General features: G+C 48.9%; 16 protein-coding genes. 4 read left to right on the forward strand and 12 right to left on the reverse strand.

Annotation, left to right across the window (positions count from 1 at the left end):
* The first annotated feature begins 75 nt into the window (after positions 1–75).
* Together ytxJ and AC0YNV_RS25970 are read left to right on the forward strand one after the other, a co-directional pair.
* Positions 76–417 (forward strand): bacillithiol system redox-active protein YtxJ, encoded by a 342-nt coding sequence (ytxJ, locus tag AC0YNV_RS25965; RefSeq protein ID WP_210040481.1) that lies wholly within the window; start codon positions 76–78, stop codon positions 415–417.
* A 417-nt stretch (positions 418–834) separates the two neighbouring features.
* On the forward strand, positions 835–939 hold the full coding sequence (locus AC0YNV_RS25970) for a YjcZ family sporulation protein (protein WP_210040480.1): 105 nt from the start codon (positions 835–837) through the stop codon (positions 937–939).
* Between the two features lie 169 nt (positions 940–1,108).
* Here the strand turns inward: AC0YNV_RS25970 and AC0YNV_RS25975 are convergent, their stop codons facing one another.
* The 4 genes from AC0YNV_RS25975 to AC0YNV_RS25990 form a co-directional block, all read right to left on the reverse strand.
* On the reverse strand, positions 1,109–1,651 hold the full coding sequence (locus AC0YNV_RS25975) for a CBO0543 family protein (RefSeq protein WP_475770615.1): 543 nt from the start codon (positions 1,649–1,651) through the stop codon (positions 1,109–1,111).
* 388 nt (positions 1,652–2,039) lie between these two features.
* The gene (locus AC0YNV_RS25980; RefSeq protein ID WP_475770616.1) at positions 2,040–3,890 is read right to left on the reverse strand and encodes a YncE family protein; all 1,851 of its coding nucleotides are present in this window, start codon (positions 3,888–3,890) and stop codon (positions 2,040–2,042) included.
* A gap of 276 nt (positions 3,891–4,166) precedes the next feature.
* The gene (locus AC0YNV_RS25985; protein ID WP_475770617.1) at positions 4,167–5,363 is read right to left on the reverse strand and encodes a glycosyltransferase family 2 protein; all 1,197 of its coding nucleotides are present in this window, start codon (positions 5,361–5,363) and stop codon (positions 4,167–4,169) included.
* Between the two features lie 12 nt (positions 5,364–5,375).
* Complete coding sequence (locus tag AC0YNV_RS25990; protein WP_210040471.1) at positions 5,376–6,488, reverse strand: glycosyltransferase; 1,113 nt, start codon at positions 6,486–6,488, stop codon at positions 5,376–5,378.
* A gap of 444 nt (positions 6,489–6,932) precedes the next feature.
* Here AC0YNV_RS25990 and AC0YNV_RS25995 point away from each other — a divergent pair, with 444 nt between their 5' ends.
* Complete coding sequence (locus AC0YNV_RS25995) at positions 6,933–8,012, forward strand: LLM class flavin-dependent oxidoreductase (protein WP_475770618.1); 1,080 nt, start codon at positions 6,933–6,935, stop codon at positions 8,010–8,012.
* Between the two features lie 273 nt (positions 8,013–8,285).
* Here AC0YNV_RS25995 and AC0YNV_RS26000 read toward each other — a convergent pair whose 3' ends face one another.
* From AC0YNV_RS26000 to AC0YNV_RS26035, 8 genes are all read right to left on the reverse strand, one after another.
* Positions 8,286–8,975 carry a formyltransferase family protein gene (locus AC0YNV_RS26000; RefSeq protein ID WP_475770619.1) on the reverse strand — a complete coding sequence of 230 codons (690 nt, stop codon included), beginning with the start codon at positions 8,973–8,975 and terminating at the stop codon, positions 8,286–8,288.
* Between the two features lie 106 nt (positions 8,976–9,081).
* Complete coding sequence (locus AC0YNV_RS26005; RefSeq protein ID WP_475770620.1) at positions 9,082–9,447, reverse strand: winged helix-turn-helix domain-containing protein; 366 nt, start codon at positions 9,445–9,447, stop codon at positions 9,082–9,084.
* Between the two features lie 22 nt (positions 9,448–9,469).
* Complete coding sequence (locus tag AC0YNV_RS26010) at positions 9,470–9,940, reverse strand: DUF4910 domain-containing protein (protein ID WP_475770621.1); 471 nt, start codon at positions 9,938–9,940, stop codon at positions 9,470–9,472.
* 33 nt (positions 9,941–9,973) lie between these two features.
* The gene (locus AC0YNV_RS26015; protein WP_475770622.1) at positions 9,974–10,654 is read right to left on the reverse strand and encodes a DUF7002 family protein; all 681 of its coding nucleotides are present in this window, start codon (positions 10,652–10,654) and stop codon (positions 9,974–9,976) included.
* Between the two features lie 195 nt (positions 10,655–10,849).
* On the reverse strand, positions 10,850–11,482 hold the full coding sequence (locus tag AC0YNV_RS26020) for a response regulator transcription factor (RefSeq protein ID WP_475770623.1): 633 nt from the start codon (positions 11,480–11,482) through the stop codon (positions 10,850–10,852).
* Entirely contained in the window at positions 11,479–12,549 is a 1,071-nt protein-coding gene (locus tag AC0YNV_RS26025; protein WP_475770624.1) for a sensor histidine kinase, read from the reverse strand. Before AC0YNV_RS26025 ends, AC0YNV_RS26020 begins: the two co-directional genes overlap by 4 nt.
* Position 12,550: 1 nt before the next feature.
* On the reverse strand, positions 12,551–13,252 hold the full coding sequence (liaF, locus tag AC0YNV_RS26030; protein ID WP_475770625.1) for a cell wall-active antibiotics response protein LiaF: 702 nt from the start codon (positions 13,250–13,252) through the stop codon (positions 12,551–12,553).
* A gap of 17 nt (positions 13,253–13,269) precedes the next feature.
* The gene (locus AC0YNV_RS26035; protein WP_475770626.1) at positions 13,270–14,244 is read right to left on the reverse strand and encodes a DUF4097 family beta strand repeat-containing protein; all 975 of its coding nucleotides are present in this window, start codon (positions 14,242–14,244) and stop codon (positions 13,270–13,272) included.
* 262 nt (positions 14,245–14,506) lie between these two features.
* On the opposite strand from AC0YNV_RS26035, the gene AC0YNV_RS26040 reads away from it, so the two are divergent.
* Positions 14,507–15,169: a phosphatase PAP2 family protein gene (locus AC0YNV_RS26040; protein WP_475770627.1), complete on the forward strand. Its 663-nt coding sequence runs from the start codon at positions 14,507–14,509 to the stop codon at positions 15,167–15,169.
* Positions 15,170–15,202: the final 33 nt, after the last annotated feature.

Raw genomic sequence — 15,202 nt, forward strand, 5'->3', positions numbered from 1 at the left:
TTCCTCCTTCCGATATGGTATGATAATAGGGAACGGTTGAGAAACTATTAGCCAGCTTAAGGAGGAGATCAGGATATGTCGCAATATAAAGAAATTCAATCTCTTGAAGAATGGAACTCCGCTCTGGAAGGTTCTGCAGATCGTCCGCTTGTTGTGTTCAAGCACAGCACGACCTGTCCGGTAAGCGCGAATGCGTATGAGGAGTTTACAAAATATCTGGAGCATGACTCCGGCTCCGATACGGATTATGTCCTGGTAAAGGTGATCGAATCCCGTCCGGTTTCCAACCAGATTGCGGAAGATGTAGCCGTCAAGCATGAGTCTCCTCAAATAATTATGATCAAGAACAAAGAAAAATACTGGAGCGCTACACACTGGGCGATTACAGAAGCCCATATGCGCGCGGTAATGCAATAGTACCGATCCGCTTGAAACCCAAACAGCCAGCCTCTGAACGTCTGATGACGTCTTGGCTGGCTGTTTTATTTTATTAAGCTAGCTGTTCTTGTTCAACTGCTTCAGCAGCGCTTCAGCCGAGCCGACCGGTGCTTCGCAAGCGAAATTCCGGCACACGTAGGCGGCAGCCTGGCCTACTAGGGAGCGTTTATCGGCCAGATGCTGCGGGTGCTGGTAGCTCCCGTCATTGCTGCCATTATGCTCCGCAATGAAACGCAGGCTGCCATAGGGTATGTAAGCTTTTCCTCCTTCATGTGGTTTTGTTTATCGCGCCTCGGACAATCATTAGGTCAATGCCATTCCGTAACATTCATCCAAACATGCCGAAGCCTGTATGCATAAATTACAATGTACCAAAAATTCAAGGAGGTGCTTTGAATGTCTGATGTAGTTGGCGGTGTTGGCTCAAGTTTCGCATTTATACTCGTTCTCTTTATCTTGCTGGTCATTATCGCTTGCAGTTGCGGTAAATTCGGTTATTAATTACCCCGGAACCTGACCCCCTTTCATGTTCCGGATTTGCAAAAATCCAAAAAAAGGGACCCGCTTCTGCGGGTCTTTTGCTATTTTCTCTATAATAATATATTTCCGTTGCTCCATACGAACCCCATTTGCGGCGCCATGTCGCTTCACAGATAAACATCGGAATTTGTTAGTTAAACGATGACAGAGGAATCCCATTAATCACGATAAACAATATTGTTCCAATGAGAAATATAACGTAGGCCAGCAGCGGCCTGTAATAATGGAGCACCACAATCGGCAGCATTACAAAATCAAAAAGCATGGATTTCAGCAGGTTCCATCCGTGATCGTAGTGATAATCTCCAAACACATACAGAATTCCTTCTATTAACGTTAATAACAGCGCCCATACAGATATGTAAATCCCTTTTTTAATAATTCCTTTATTGTCTGGATAGTTGGTCAGGAAAATTAATGTCTTGGGTGGATAGAAGAAAATACATATTAATAAATCATTAATTAAATCTCCTCCCAACGCAGAACTTTGATCCCACAACGTATATCTATAGGTTATTAGATCAATTATTAAATCTCCAGCAATTAAGAACAGAATAGTGGATTGGTAACTTTTCCAATTCCTCCAATCACTTTTGTAGTAAGCAACGATCCAAACTAAAAGAAAAATCGCTATACGCATCATAATAATCACCTCAGTATCAAACATTCCCATTTCGTTTATTTTTACTCGTCAACTGAGGGATGCAAAAAAGCCACCCGCAGTGGAATGGCTGATATTATAGGAATAAAATACGCATGAACACTCATTCCCGTTCTTTTTTGACGTTATTTATTTACAACTTCTCATCATTCATCCAGAATACATATTTTCCATTTTGTCCCATGAATCAGGATAGTCCTTCCCTCCGTTCCGCAAAAGCCAGCGGATATGTATATACATCCAAGTGATAATTCTCCTGGGATAACTTCCCGATCTCTTTGCGTTGATTCAAGTCAATAAAAGAGGCATATTGATAGAAAATCGCGGAATACAAAAAATAGGGCGACGTGCTTGGACTTCGCACGTCCCCTATCCTCAAGAAATAGCGGAGTTTGGAGTATTAACCCTCCATAGACGATACAGAAATTACGGAGTGCCTCGTATAGCTGGCCACTACCGCATGAACTTGCCCCGGCATAGCCAAAGGCTCCCTTGCAGTCTTGCTGATCAGATTTGCACTATAGACATTGACGAAGCTGGGGTTAGGATAAAAAGTCAATGAATAGGCGTATTTACTATCCGCTGTAATTGTCATTCCTCCGGAGCTGGCAAGGGGAATAAAGGCGCTTGGAGGCGTTGAGATACCGGCGGGAACGACCGGAATGACTTGCAGCCCTGACTGCTGTTGATTTATTGAACTTCTAATTAGGACACAGATCCGCTTTCGATCGGGGGTCAAGGCAATTTCTCTTTGGTCCGTATAGCTGTCGATCGACTCAATGACGGTATTTCCGTTCATTCGAATTATTTTATCAACATCCGATTGGATGATATACCTTGAATTATTGGGTAATCCGGTCATGCTGAGCGGACTTTGCAATAGTGGATGGGTGATGCGCTGATTATTGAACAGATCGTTTACAGGAGCCGAGAAGATATCACCAGGGCTGTGATCTTGAGTTTGGACATTCAAAGCCTGAATTTGATATGCTCCCTGGTACCCGACAACCGCAAAAGGAATGACTTGCTCCATATAGGCGGGTGATCCGTATTGGCTTGCAAGACTTGCAAAAATATCATGCGTAACCGACTGTGTTCCTACAGGAATTGCGTCCACGATGCCTCTCGCCGAAGGAGTGCACGCCATATTATTGATAGCCACAAATACAGTGCTGCTGTCGGGTGATACGGTCAGCGATACATTTTCACCTGATGAGGTGTGAAGATCGTACAGAAATTGTTTATTGACTGCATCAAAGACTTTTACAATACCGGAGTGCAGATCGGCTACGTAAAGATAGTTATTATCCGGGGTCACCAGCATGGCATTCGTATACCAGGATTGTTCAAATGTATATATTTTGACCGCTTCTCTGGTCAATAAGTGGACTGCATAAAGCGAGCTGTCTACTAAATTGGCTACATACAGCTGTGTCTCGTCCGGGCTTATCGCCAGGTTCAGCAGGTTGGCCGGTACTCCTCCGGTAGCCACACCAACAGGAACTGACGCACCGGTAATGGTATTGGTCACGGGATCCACATAAGAGATCAATGCAGTGGATTCATCGGGGGATAAATGCGCGACATAAACGTAATTGGGAGAAGTGGACGTTTGGAATACGGACGCATTGAAATCGCGTTCGCTCACGGTTGGATTATAACCGCCAATCTGGCTTTCTACCCGCGCGCGCAGCGTGTAGGTATAGGAGCCAGCAGACGGCGGCTCGTCAACGAATGTCAGGGAGACGGGTCCCTTGAAGTTAATGGAGCTGCCGGTTCTGGTATGATCATAGATAACCGCGTTGGAATAGACGGGGTCACCATTTCGAAGAATTTGATACGTAATGTTCAGTACACGGGGCAAACCTGGCGGGCTGCTAAAGGCAAGCTGAAAAGCGGCATCCAGCTTAACGACCAGCTGATCCGTCGATACAAGCAAATTATGAATCGTATTCAAGGTTACCCACGAACCGGGCGTTCCTGAAGGAAATACGACCGGTGACATTGAGCGGTTATAGCCCATGACCGGGATTATTCCCGGACCATACCCCATCGGCCCTATGGGGCCAGCCGGTCCTGGCGCTCCCGCAGATGAATTGCCGGCAGCTCCCTGGGCTCCAGCCGGTCCAACAACTCCAGCACCGGTTCCCGAAACGGGATACCCCATCATGCCTGCAGGTCCTGCCCCTTTCGGACCTTGAAGATCAGAATCTCCCTTCGGCCCCGTCGGACCTAATGGTTCTATAATCATACGATGCACTCCCTCTCTGAAATCGTGAGCAGTCCCACAAAATTCCTAACTGAAATTCCGTTATGGATTGTCTGGCTGCTGTCTCTCTATCATCTTTACAATATATGAAGTTTACAAGATTATGTCTTGGCATTTGCCTCAATTTTCTAAATCAGGGCAGCTGTAGACCCAAATAATAGATGCCAGTCTGGTATAGAAATTAAGCTTGTATTTCTGCTGACAGCTAATGCAATAGAATGGGACCTTGAGAGGAATCTCTCAAAGCCCCGACTTCATTCAGATCGTGATACGGCTATCATAACGGTATCGGGGTTTGGCCCCGGCAGCATCCACCTCCCGGGGCAAAAGAAATCCAGCAGCCCTGCGGATTATGTAGCGCAGCTCATTCTTGTGCCAAAAAGAGACGACATCAAATTCGTTATTGAGCGAAAGCTTCAGGCCGGCAAACTTTCTTTGTCCAGTGGGGTCAAGAGCATCCCCCGGCTTCAGCCACAAGAGATACGGCTCCGATGCGGCTTTATGTATAAATTGACATGCCAGACGATAGTCGACCTTTCCAGTGAAGGTATAAACATGCCTGGTGAAGCGTTTTGCGATTTCCACCGTATGGTCCGTGGATCCCCGATCCAGCACAACAATTTCATCAACAAGTCCGGCTGTCGACGAAAGCGAGGCTTCCAGCCGCTTCGCGTCATTATTTGATATCATGCATAAACTGAGCCGGATGGGATCCTTCTCGATTAGTTCTCGAATGGGAGCCCCCCACTTGCTCTCCGCCTTCTTTTTGTTTTCTATAAGCAGATTCTGTAAATTCATTGCCGGCAGCTGATTGCTGCTCGCATGTCCGATATGGTGGATGAAGGAATCCTGTACAATCAGCAATTTGTAGCCATTGCGGATCGCTCTCAAGGATAAATCGTCGTCTTCATAATTGCCTAAACCATATTGTTCGTCGAAGTGTCCGATATCTTCAAGAACACTGCGTTTGGCAAGCAGGCAAAAGCCAATGAGACGGCGTACCTCCAGGACCCTTCCTCTACGTTGTTCACAGTAGCTTTTCGCAAAGCTCTCCATATCTTCAATAGCCTTGTAGTCCACCGCGATTTGTTGATTACCGCTGGCATAGTTCGTTACCGGACCTACCATTCCGACCAGGTCGCTGCTATACAGAGCTTCGATTAAAGGCATTAACCAGCCTGTGGGGACAATGGTATCGTTATTGAGAAATAGAATGTTGTCCCCTGCTGACACCTCAAGACCTTGATTGCAGCCTTTGGCAAAGCCGAGATTATGCTTGTTGGCAATCAGGACGATGTTATCAAGACGTTTAAGAAAGTCAACCGTGCCGTCCGTGGAACCATTGTCAACAACGATGAGCTCGTAATCTTCTGATGTGCATCGTCTAATACTGTCCAGACAATCCGCCGTCACCGCAAGCTGATTATAAGTGAGAATAACAATACTCGTCTTCATATCCCCACCCCTTTACTTGTTCTCACCTCCTGGCCATGTAAGCTCCACATAGCCGGCACCCAGCAATTCTTTGTAATAATTTCTGTTGTAAATCATGCTTGGATGTGACGGATAGTAATGCAAGGCCACTTCATTATGGTAGTTGGCTTTGTGCGAATCCCCCAATCGGTCATAACACAAACACAGCTGCAGATGGGGCAGCCAGGTGGAAGAAACCGTGTCCTTCATTCCCATCGACTCCTCACGATCCGGCAGAGCTATGGCTTGCTCGTACCAGTAAATGGCCTGGATATAACGGTTATCCGCGAAGAAATACGATCCAAGCCTACAGCAGAACTCGGACCGCGGAATATCATACTGGAGAGTTCTGCAGAGGGCTGCAAATTGCATCTGTTTATCCCCCAGCCGTTCCCGGCATTCGGCCAGTTTCAGGCAAGCCTGAAAATTATCTTCAATCCACCCCAGTCCGGTTGCCAGAAAACGCTCGTAATAATCGCAAGCTTCCTCATTGAAAGCATGTTCACGAAGCTCATTCGCGTAATAATATAAATCCCGTGGGGAGAACGCTTCTCCCTGTTCGGCACGCTTGCGGTATATCCGTAAATTCCGGTCGGTGTGCGGCTTATCCTTCTGATGGGTGATGCATACTTCGCTGGCAAGCGAACTGCCGAATACCGCCAGATATTCATGCACTGGCCCCAACCACAGAAAATGGCAATCGCGTCTTACCAGACGGTTGCGTCTCAAGCTGGAGGTTACCTTCCCCTCACTGTCAAAGGCAAGATTGTATGCCATGCTTACCGATTGGATATCGGGTTTGAGCGATGCCTTCAATTCCTTGAGAAGCGTCCGGTCCTTCTCCTCAATGTAATCATCGGCGTCCAGCCACAGAATGTATTCGCATGCCGCTTTGCTGAAGGAATAATTTCTCGCTGCCGCAAAATCGTCGATCCATTCGAAATCGTAGACCTTCGCTCCCCATGCGGCGGCGATTTCCTTGGTTTTATCCGTTGATCCCGTATCTACAATGATTATTTCATCAGCAATATCCTTGACACCGGACAGGCAGCGCTCCAGAATTTTCTCCTCATTGCGGACAATCATGCATAGACTGATCGTAATCATGGGCTTCCTCCCAATTCTCATCATCTATATTTATATAAAATATATAGAAATAACATCGGATGTAGACCATCTCAGGCGGCGAGCCGGGCACTACCGTAAAAACTGAAAAAGACACCGACGGTTTGTCAGTGTCTTTATTTCATGCCTTATAGCCATCGATTTCAAAGAAACGTCACCAACTTTTATCCTGCTACCTTGCAATCCATAAATCAAACCCGGGATATGGTTAACTTCAAACAGAAGGCATAACTCAATCCTCAGCAGGTAATTATAAAGAGGATCATGCCTCTTCTCCGGCATGATCCTCTTGATGGTTTCCCCCATGATACCGTGACACTTAAATGTGCCTACTTCCCAATATATTGTTCTGGATACATAATAGCATCACTGGCAGGCGGACTATCTAAGAGTCACATCATACTTGAACTGAAAGCAGGTGCAGTAGTGGAAAATCATCAAACGAATGCAGAAATCAAAGCACCCATTTTTGAAATCGGCCTATATACTTTCGGGGATCTGGTTCCCAATCCGGACGGCGGGGGAATCATCCCTGCACGGCAGCGCATCCGGGAAATCGTGGACGCCGCTGTGCTTGCCGATGAGGCGGGACTCGATATCTTTGGCGTAGGCGAGCATCATACGCTGGAATTTGCCGTATCCTCCACCTCGGTCGTACTGGCCGCAATCGCACAGGTCACGAAGCGAATCCGGCTGACCAGCGCGACCACAGTACTGAGTACCATTGATCCGGTCCGGTTGTTCGAGGATTTCGCCACCGTAGATTTGCTGTCGGACGGACGCGCTGAAATTATTGCGGGGCGTGGAGCGTTCGTGGACTCCTTCCCGCTGTTCGGCTACGATCTTGACGATTATCACAATCTATTTGCCGAGAAAATCAGCCTGCTTATGAAGCTCGGCGAGCAAGAGCGGATCACCTGGAGCGGACGTTACCGCAGCGCTCTGAACGATCTGGAGATTGCTCCGCGTCCGAAGCAGCCTGAATTGCCCATATGGATAGGTGTTGGAGGAACACCGGAGAGCGCCGTGAATGCGGGCCGGCTTGGACTTGGCATGGCGCTTGCGCTGCTCGGCGGACCTCCCGAGCGGGCAAAGCCCCTTGTTGATATGTACCGGCAGGCAGGACAATTAGCGGGTCATCATCCATCGAAGCTGAAGGTCGCAGTCTCCAGCCACGGTTATGTGGCCGAAACCTCCCAGCTTGCGAGGGATGAATTTTTTCCGTATTACAGCAGCTATTTCGAGCAATTTCTGGGTAAGCGGACCGGAAGGGGAAGAATGTCCCGTACCGAGTTCGAGCAGTCAGCCAGACCCGGCACCGCGCTTGCTGTCGGCAGCCCACAGGAGCTGATCGAGACCATTCTGCACCAGCATGAGCTTTTCGGCCACAGCCGGTATATGGCCCAGCTCGATATTGGAGGGATGCCTTACTCCAAGGTAGCGAAGGCGATTGAATTGCTGGCTGCTAAAGTCGCACCCGTAGTAAGGCGCGAGCTGGCACGCTGACAGCATCGGAATTCCAAGTGTAGGACACCTTATTTTATTTTCCAGCGGTTCTTTATTTATGATGCCCATCATTTCATGATCTTCGATGAGACTTGCAGATATTAAGTCAGTGAAAAGAGCAGAAGAGCAGAACCTCGGTTTGGAGGCTCTGCTCTTTTGCTGCTCTGCTGCTCTTTTTTTATGATTTGTCTTCAACCAGCGCCAGACTGACACCGGACGGGATTTGTACGTTTTGCAAGCCGCGCCTGCCAATCTGTCCGAAAACGATGTGGTCTAAAAGGCCTTGATTAATTTGGGCTCTGCGCCTTCAAGCTTCCCATCCAGATATTGATCCACAATATCATTATTAAATGTGTTATAGATCATTCTTAGATGCTGGGGCATCCAGTCGGCCGAAGTAAATAATTTCCCATTCGATTTTTGCGGAACGGCATGGATCGGCAGGCCTTCGCTAACAAGCTGCAGGAGCTTAATTAAATCCTCCGACGCTTGTATGACCGCCTTGCAGGCGACATCATGTATGCCGTCTCCGCGTTCCAGAACAGGAACGGAATGATGGATAATGCCGCCTCCATCCAGCTTGGAGGTAAGCTTGTGGATGGTCATGCCTGTCCAGCTCGGCTTCAGGAAATAAAAAGGCCAGAATAACGTGGTATTTCCCCTGTACCAGGGAGACAGCCCTCCATGAATATTCCAGGCATAAGCGGGAAGGCTGGCCAGCATATCTTCATTGAGCTTATGGATGCCGTAGCTGACAGCAATATCGGGCTGAAGATTTTGTATCCACTGCCTTGTTTGCTCATCATTAAGATTTTCTTTCGTTGCAGGATAAACCGGGATGCCGCTAAAATAGGAGGAATCCAACGATCCGAAGAATTGCTCCTCACTTGTTTGCCGGTCCAGGAAATGCCGCTCAAAATTTTGTCTGTCTATCAGGGATAACTGATCATCGGGAACGGGCATAAATTCCTCACGGACCTCGATTAATAATCCCGAAAGTAAATGTTCATCGTATAATTTTTGACTGCATATAAATGGCGGGGATGAGACCCTGTAAGAAATATCATTTTCACCCTAGCACTCTTCCTTTCTCATGGAACGGTCCTTTCAACAATCCCTTCTCCACCAGCTTCTGCACGTACGGCATAAGGCCGTCAATATTGCATTTGCTCCGTTCTGCTATATCCAGTAACGTGTGTTTGCCGTCTGAATAATTCAGCAGCATTAAAATGCGATTAAGCTGCGTACGGCTATCAACGATTTCATTGGAAGATAAAAATCTGGTTGCAGGAGCGTTCATGTCAGGATACAGATCATGTTTGTCCAGCTTCACTTCCCCATATGGGAATTGATTGATATAGCAGCCTTCCGCTTCATTCATCTGTAAAAGAGATTCCAGCTCATCAATACTTTGTTGAATCGCCTCTATCGTCATGGATTCTTTGGTATCCAGCGAATTATGATACCCCTGGTAATGGCCATAAACCGTCCGGGCCGAATTCCGGAGTAAACGGTCTTGTACCCCCCTCATATTGACCATGGGCAATCATTTGCTGCCATATTTGATCAAGCGGATTTTTGCCGGAACGTGATAATTTATAGCTTAATTTCTTTTGTCCGCCCAAACAGGTCAGGACGAGTCCCGCATGGGTACGCTCTTTCATTTGTTTGCCGAACCGATGCAGGTAGGCAATACTGCCAATGGTCTCCGGCACAAACACGAAACGGTACGTATAGCGGCGATTTGACCAATTTGCAATTCTGTTGTACAAAAAAGCAGCAGCCAAGGGTCCGCTTAATTCGTTATTAGCCATCGAAGGATGACAAATGTACGTGCTGATTAAGATTTCTCGCTTACTTTCTCCAAGCAAGAACGCATGGGCATAATTTAATATGCAGCTAACAACAGTAGTATCGGAGATCGGCAATCATACCGACTTTAAGCAAAATGGATCGTCAGACTATTTCAACTCTTCCAATTTCCTGGTCAGCTCCATCCACCGCTCCGGCACATCCTCCACTTGATCCACATAAACCGCCTTCAAATACTCCGAGACGTTCATCACCCTGTCTTCAACCAGCACCTCCCGTATTTCAGACGGCTTCCCTGGCACCAGGTTATTCAATACCGATTGGAAGCGGTCCAGGGGCAGAAACATGGCCGGACTTTTTCTATAGGAGCAGAGATTGGGATAACGCGGCGAGCTCCCCGAGTCATACTTGGAGAGCCTCACTGCGGAATAATGCCCCGCCATCAAAGCATATGCATCAAATTCCAGCACGGCGAACCGTTCATCCGGTTCTCTTCGCGCATAGGTGTCCATCATTTTCTGACAATCCTTTAAAGTTGGCCAGAAAAACACATGCCGGTCCAGACAAGCCCGGAATTGTTCCAGAGTTGTTGCAGGATCAATCATACTGCCTGGAATCCTGAGATGTGTATTCACGATGATGGATTGACCATTATAATTCACGTTTACGGGCTTTAGCCGGCGCTCGCCGGAAATGTCGCGGCTTGCTTGACTGCTGGACAATAGAGCGTCGAAATGGGCGATAGCCGGCAGATTGCCCGCCCTTGTAAAATGAAACAAGGACTGCCTGTTTTTTGCTTTTGTTATGGCGGTTACAATCGTATCGTTCATGGCTTCAGCTCCTCCGCTCAATCGGGTCTATCCCCAGCTTATCATTATTCCCTTGTACGATGCACAAGCATTCCCTCCAGCGCAAAATAGTCTGCAATCACGCTCCCGGAGCCGATGGTCTTCCAGTAAAAAACACTCCTCGATTAAGCATGTGAGAAGTGTTCAATGATTCTGTTGTGTATGCGAGTCAACTTATTAAAGAGGACCGTTCCGGTGCACGTACACCGCCGCCTGGGTGCGGTCGTCCACCTCAAGCTTTGCGAATATATTCGTAATATGCGTCTTGACGGTCTTGACGGCGATCGCCAGCTCTGCTGCGATCTCGTGATTGGTTTTTCCCTCCGCAATCAGGCGCAGCACCTCAATTTCCCGCGCCGTCAGCGCATCATGGGGCAGCTTCTGCGGCGCGCGGCGCATCTTGGATAGCACTTTGCCGGTCACTTCCGCTTCCAATACCGAATCTCCTCTGCCCGCGGCGCGGATCGCAGCGGCAATTTCACGGGCTTTTGTAGTCTTAAGCAAATAACTGAGTGCTCCCGCTTCAATAACCGGATACACCATATCGTCATCCATGAAGCTGGTAAGAACAATCACCTGCGGCGCATCCGCCAGCTGGCATATTTGCCTGGTCGCTTCCACGCCGCCCATTCCCTTCATGACCAGGTCCATAATAACCACATCCGGCTTCAATTCCTTGACGAGCTTGACGCCCTCTTCTCCGCTGGCTGCTTCACCGACAACCTCAATATCGGTCTGTATGTCCAGGTAACTGGATAAACCCATCCGCACCATTTCATGGTCGTCAACCAACACTACTTTTATGCTCATGGCTGCTTATCTCCTTCGTTCCCGATAATCGGCACCTTCACATCCACTTGTGTCCCTTTGCCCGGGGATGAAACTACAGTCGCCACGCCTCCAATTTCATTGGCCCGCTCCTGCACGGTTTTTAATCCATACGAGGAGGACTTGGCCGCATCCCGATCAAAACCAATGCCGTTATCCGTTATCCGCAAATGCACCTGATGGTTGTACAAGCCAAGCCTCACGGTTGCGGAAGTGGCTTCCGAGTGCCGGAGAATATTGGACAATCCTTCCTGGGTGATGCGGAACAGATGATCCTCGACGCCTTTTGGGAGTCCCTCCACGAGTTCAATCTCGGACCGTATCGTGAGTGATTGCTTGTCCGCCATCTCCTCCAGAAGCTCCTCGAGACCTCCCTTCAGCGATTTCCCCTCCAGTGTCGCCGGACGAAGCTGCCTGAGCAGCGCCCGCATTTCATTTTGCGCATTTCCTGCCATTTTCTCAACCATCTCGATTTGCTTCCTTGGTTTCTCCGCATTCAAATCCGCGCTTTCCACGAGCGCCGAGGTCATCAGCGAAATCGCAAACAACTGCTGGCTGACCGCATCATGAAGCTCGCGCGCCAGCCTCTGCCTTTCTTCGACGATTGCCGATTTCTTCAGCTGCTCACCCATCTCCGCTTTCTCTGTCGACAGCTTCTGCAGGGAAGCAACCTGCCGTTCAATATGGCCGGCCATTTCGTTAAGACGCTGGGCCATCAAGCCAACCTCATCGTCCTCGCCTTCCCGCATCTGCAGACGATGGGAGAAATTCCCTCTCTCGAACAGGGTGATGGATTCCAGGAGCCGCCCCATTCTTTTCTTCAGCGTATTGCCGTAGGCCCATCCCGTAATCGCCCCAAACAGGGCGACAGCAGCGCCCAGGATGACGACGACCGGAATGTTTTTCTTCTCGATCCACCATAACAGGCGAAAATCCAATTTATAGAAGATGATGATTCCGCATAAAGCAGCGGCGAACATAAGCAGCGAGAAACCGATTGCATATAGGGTAAGCTTCCATCTGATGCTGATCAGCCGGTTCATTTTCATGTTATAAATACCTCACAACCATATCCCCGATCATTGAGCTCATGACAAGATTTATTTTCCTGCCGGCTTGCGGATAATTCGCCGTTTCCATCCGGAATCGGGGATTCACTCCCTCACGATTGCGGCCCAGAACATCCAGCGACCCATAATATACCGTAATATCCACATGGACTGCCAGATCATAGGGGAGATATACGGTCACATTGCCGAGCAAACGGTCCACGGTAATAACCTGCTCCCCTTCCGCCGCGATGGCTTGAGACAGATCGATATGCACATCGCCAATCCCTCTCGGAACGGACAGATCCGTTAATACCACCGGACGGATATATACATCTCCGAATCGCTCGCGCAGCGGGACCCGGCTGGCAGCGCCGCGATTCCGGTTTCCGGCTTCCGGTTTATTTTGCAGAAACGACCGTTTATTCAGCAGCAGAATATAACCCGCATAGATCAGGGCCGCACCGGCAAGCACACCTGGCAGATCCAGATCCAGTCCTTGCGACAGCAAAACCAGCGTGATTGTCCACGGGATAATGGCTGCCCACCTAATACGGGAGCGGAAAGTGGACAACAGCGAGCCCAGACTGAACCAGATTATGGGATCGTAATATCCGTAGCCTGTTCCCGCAATGATCCAATAGATACCGGCGCAGACGGCGATATATCCGATGAACGGATGAATGAGCAGTCGTTTAAGCATCTTGTTTCCTTCTTTCTTCAGGAATCAGGCCCAATATTCACATCGCCGGCTTGCACATGTATGTCAATCGGGACCTTGCCCGTTCCGCTGGAAGCATGCAGTTGCCTGTCGCCCTGATTGATAATCTTGTCGAACGGATAATCAGCGTTTACGCTTCCGCCTTGGGCTGCCGCATCCAGTTCAATGTCCGCTTGCTCAGGCAGAGACAGAGTGGCATCGCCTTCGAGAATATTGATAGCAATGGATCCTTCCGGCTTGTCCAGCCGCGCATTCACGTCGCCATCAGTGACTTCGGCATGCAATCCCCCCGAATAGCGGTCCAGATTGATTTTGCCTGCCGTCAGATTCACTTTTCCGACGCCGCCGGCAATGTTCGATGCATTCATCTTGCCCGTCACGATAGCAGCGGTATAATCGCCTGAATAGTGATCAAGATTGATTTTACCCGTTACGATATCGAATGAGGCATGGCCTGCGTGCAGCCGTTCTCCCGAAAATTTGGATGTATACGCTTTGAAATCGAGCCGCTCCGCATTCACATCGCTCACATTCACATCACCTGACTGTATCGTTATCGCAAGCTTATTCAGGACCATCCGGGCATCTTCCGATTGTCCGTACACATGGATATCCCCATCGCTGACTTCCGCAATCAAGCTATTCTTATAGAAGCTTGGAATATGAATGTCGAGGGTGGAGCCGGTCGGCAGGAGGCCCTTGGCCTTATCCTCCACAAGGACGTCGATTGAAATCCCCTCTTGCTTGAAGCTTAACGTGCCGCTGCCATGGAGTGCTGCTTCCATTTCTTGCGAATCGTCATCCGCAACAATGCGGATGTCTGCATTTGAAGACTTGATCGAAATCTGTTCAATCGTCACCGGGACGGCAATCCGCGTCACCTGACTTCTCCACGTCAAGCCTTCTCCGGGGAAGGAAGCTCCTATCATAATGAGGCCGCCCAGCAGGAGCAGAGCGCCGATTAGCTTCTTCAACCGCAACAACCTCCTGTAAGACGATGCCTAACCATCCCATTTTATCATCAGACGGCGCTTTTTCCATACGTACCTGGATCTGATCTTGTATAAGACCACGGTCTTAGAGAGTCTGAAGCGTCAACTGCCTTCCGGTCTTAGATGAATTACAACCTGAGGACGTTACGCAAGCCATTCTTCATGGTTTATTCTGTATACACCTGCAAGAGTACGGCAGCACCGCACCAGGCAGGCTGGAAAATTCGAAACGGAGTGACTGCTTATGTATAAGAAATGGAACCTGTTAAAAAATCACCTGCTGGCGCTCAGCCTGCTGCTGTCCATCCCCCTGCTCAGCATCGCTTATATTTATCTGAATCACAGCAGAGGCGAGCATACGTTCAGCCTTGTAACCGATCTGGATCAGCAAATTCCGTTCTTGAAAATATTCATATTGCCGTACTTGGCCTGGTTCGTCTTTATTTTAGCCTGCTTTGTCTATCTTGCCTTGCAGAATCGACATCTGTATATGCACACACTGCTGCGCTTCAATATCGGGCTCGTCGTCTGCTATCTGGTCTATGCCGTATACCAGACCCATGTGCCGCGCCCGGAATTGGTCGTCAACGACTGGCTGGACCGGCTCGTTCAATATGTCTACAGCATGGATGAACCCTTCAACTGCTTCCCGAGCACGCATGTGCTGACCTCTTACTGCATGATGAAAGCCTTTATCTCGTCACCCGGAATCAACCGGTATATCCGCTTTGCGGTATCAGGCATGTCCATCCTTATTATCGCCTCGACCTTATTTGTCAAACAGCATGTGCTGATGGACATGGCAGGTGCGATTGCGGTTGTGGAAGTGATTTATTTTGTCGGTGCCCGAACCCGGGCACGAACCCGTGCAGGTGAAAAGCGAAGCAGCGTTCCTGTCCTTCCGTAATTGGGGTTGACACTTTGCTCCGGGCCCCGAAGA

Source organism: Paenibacillus sp. JT31N11, from assembly GCF_056269285.1.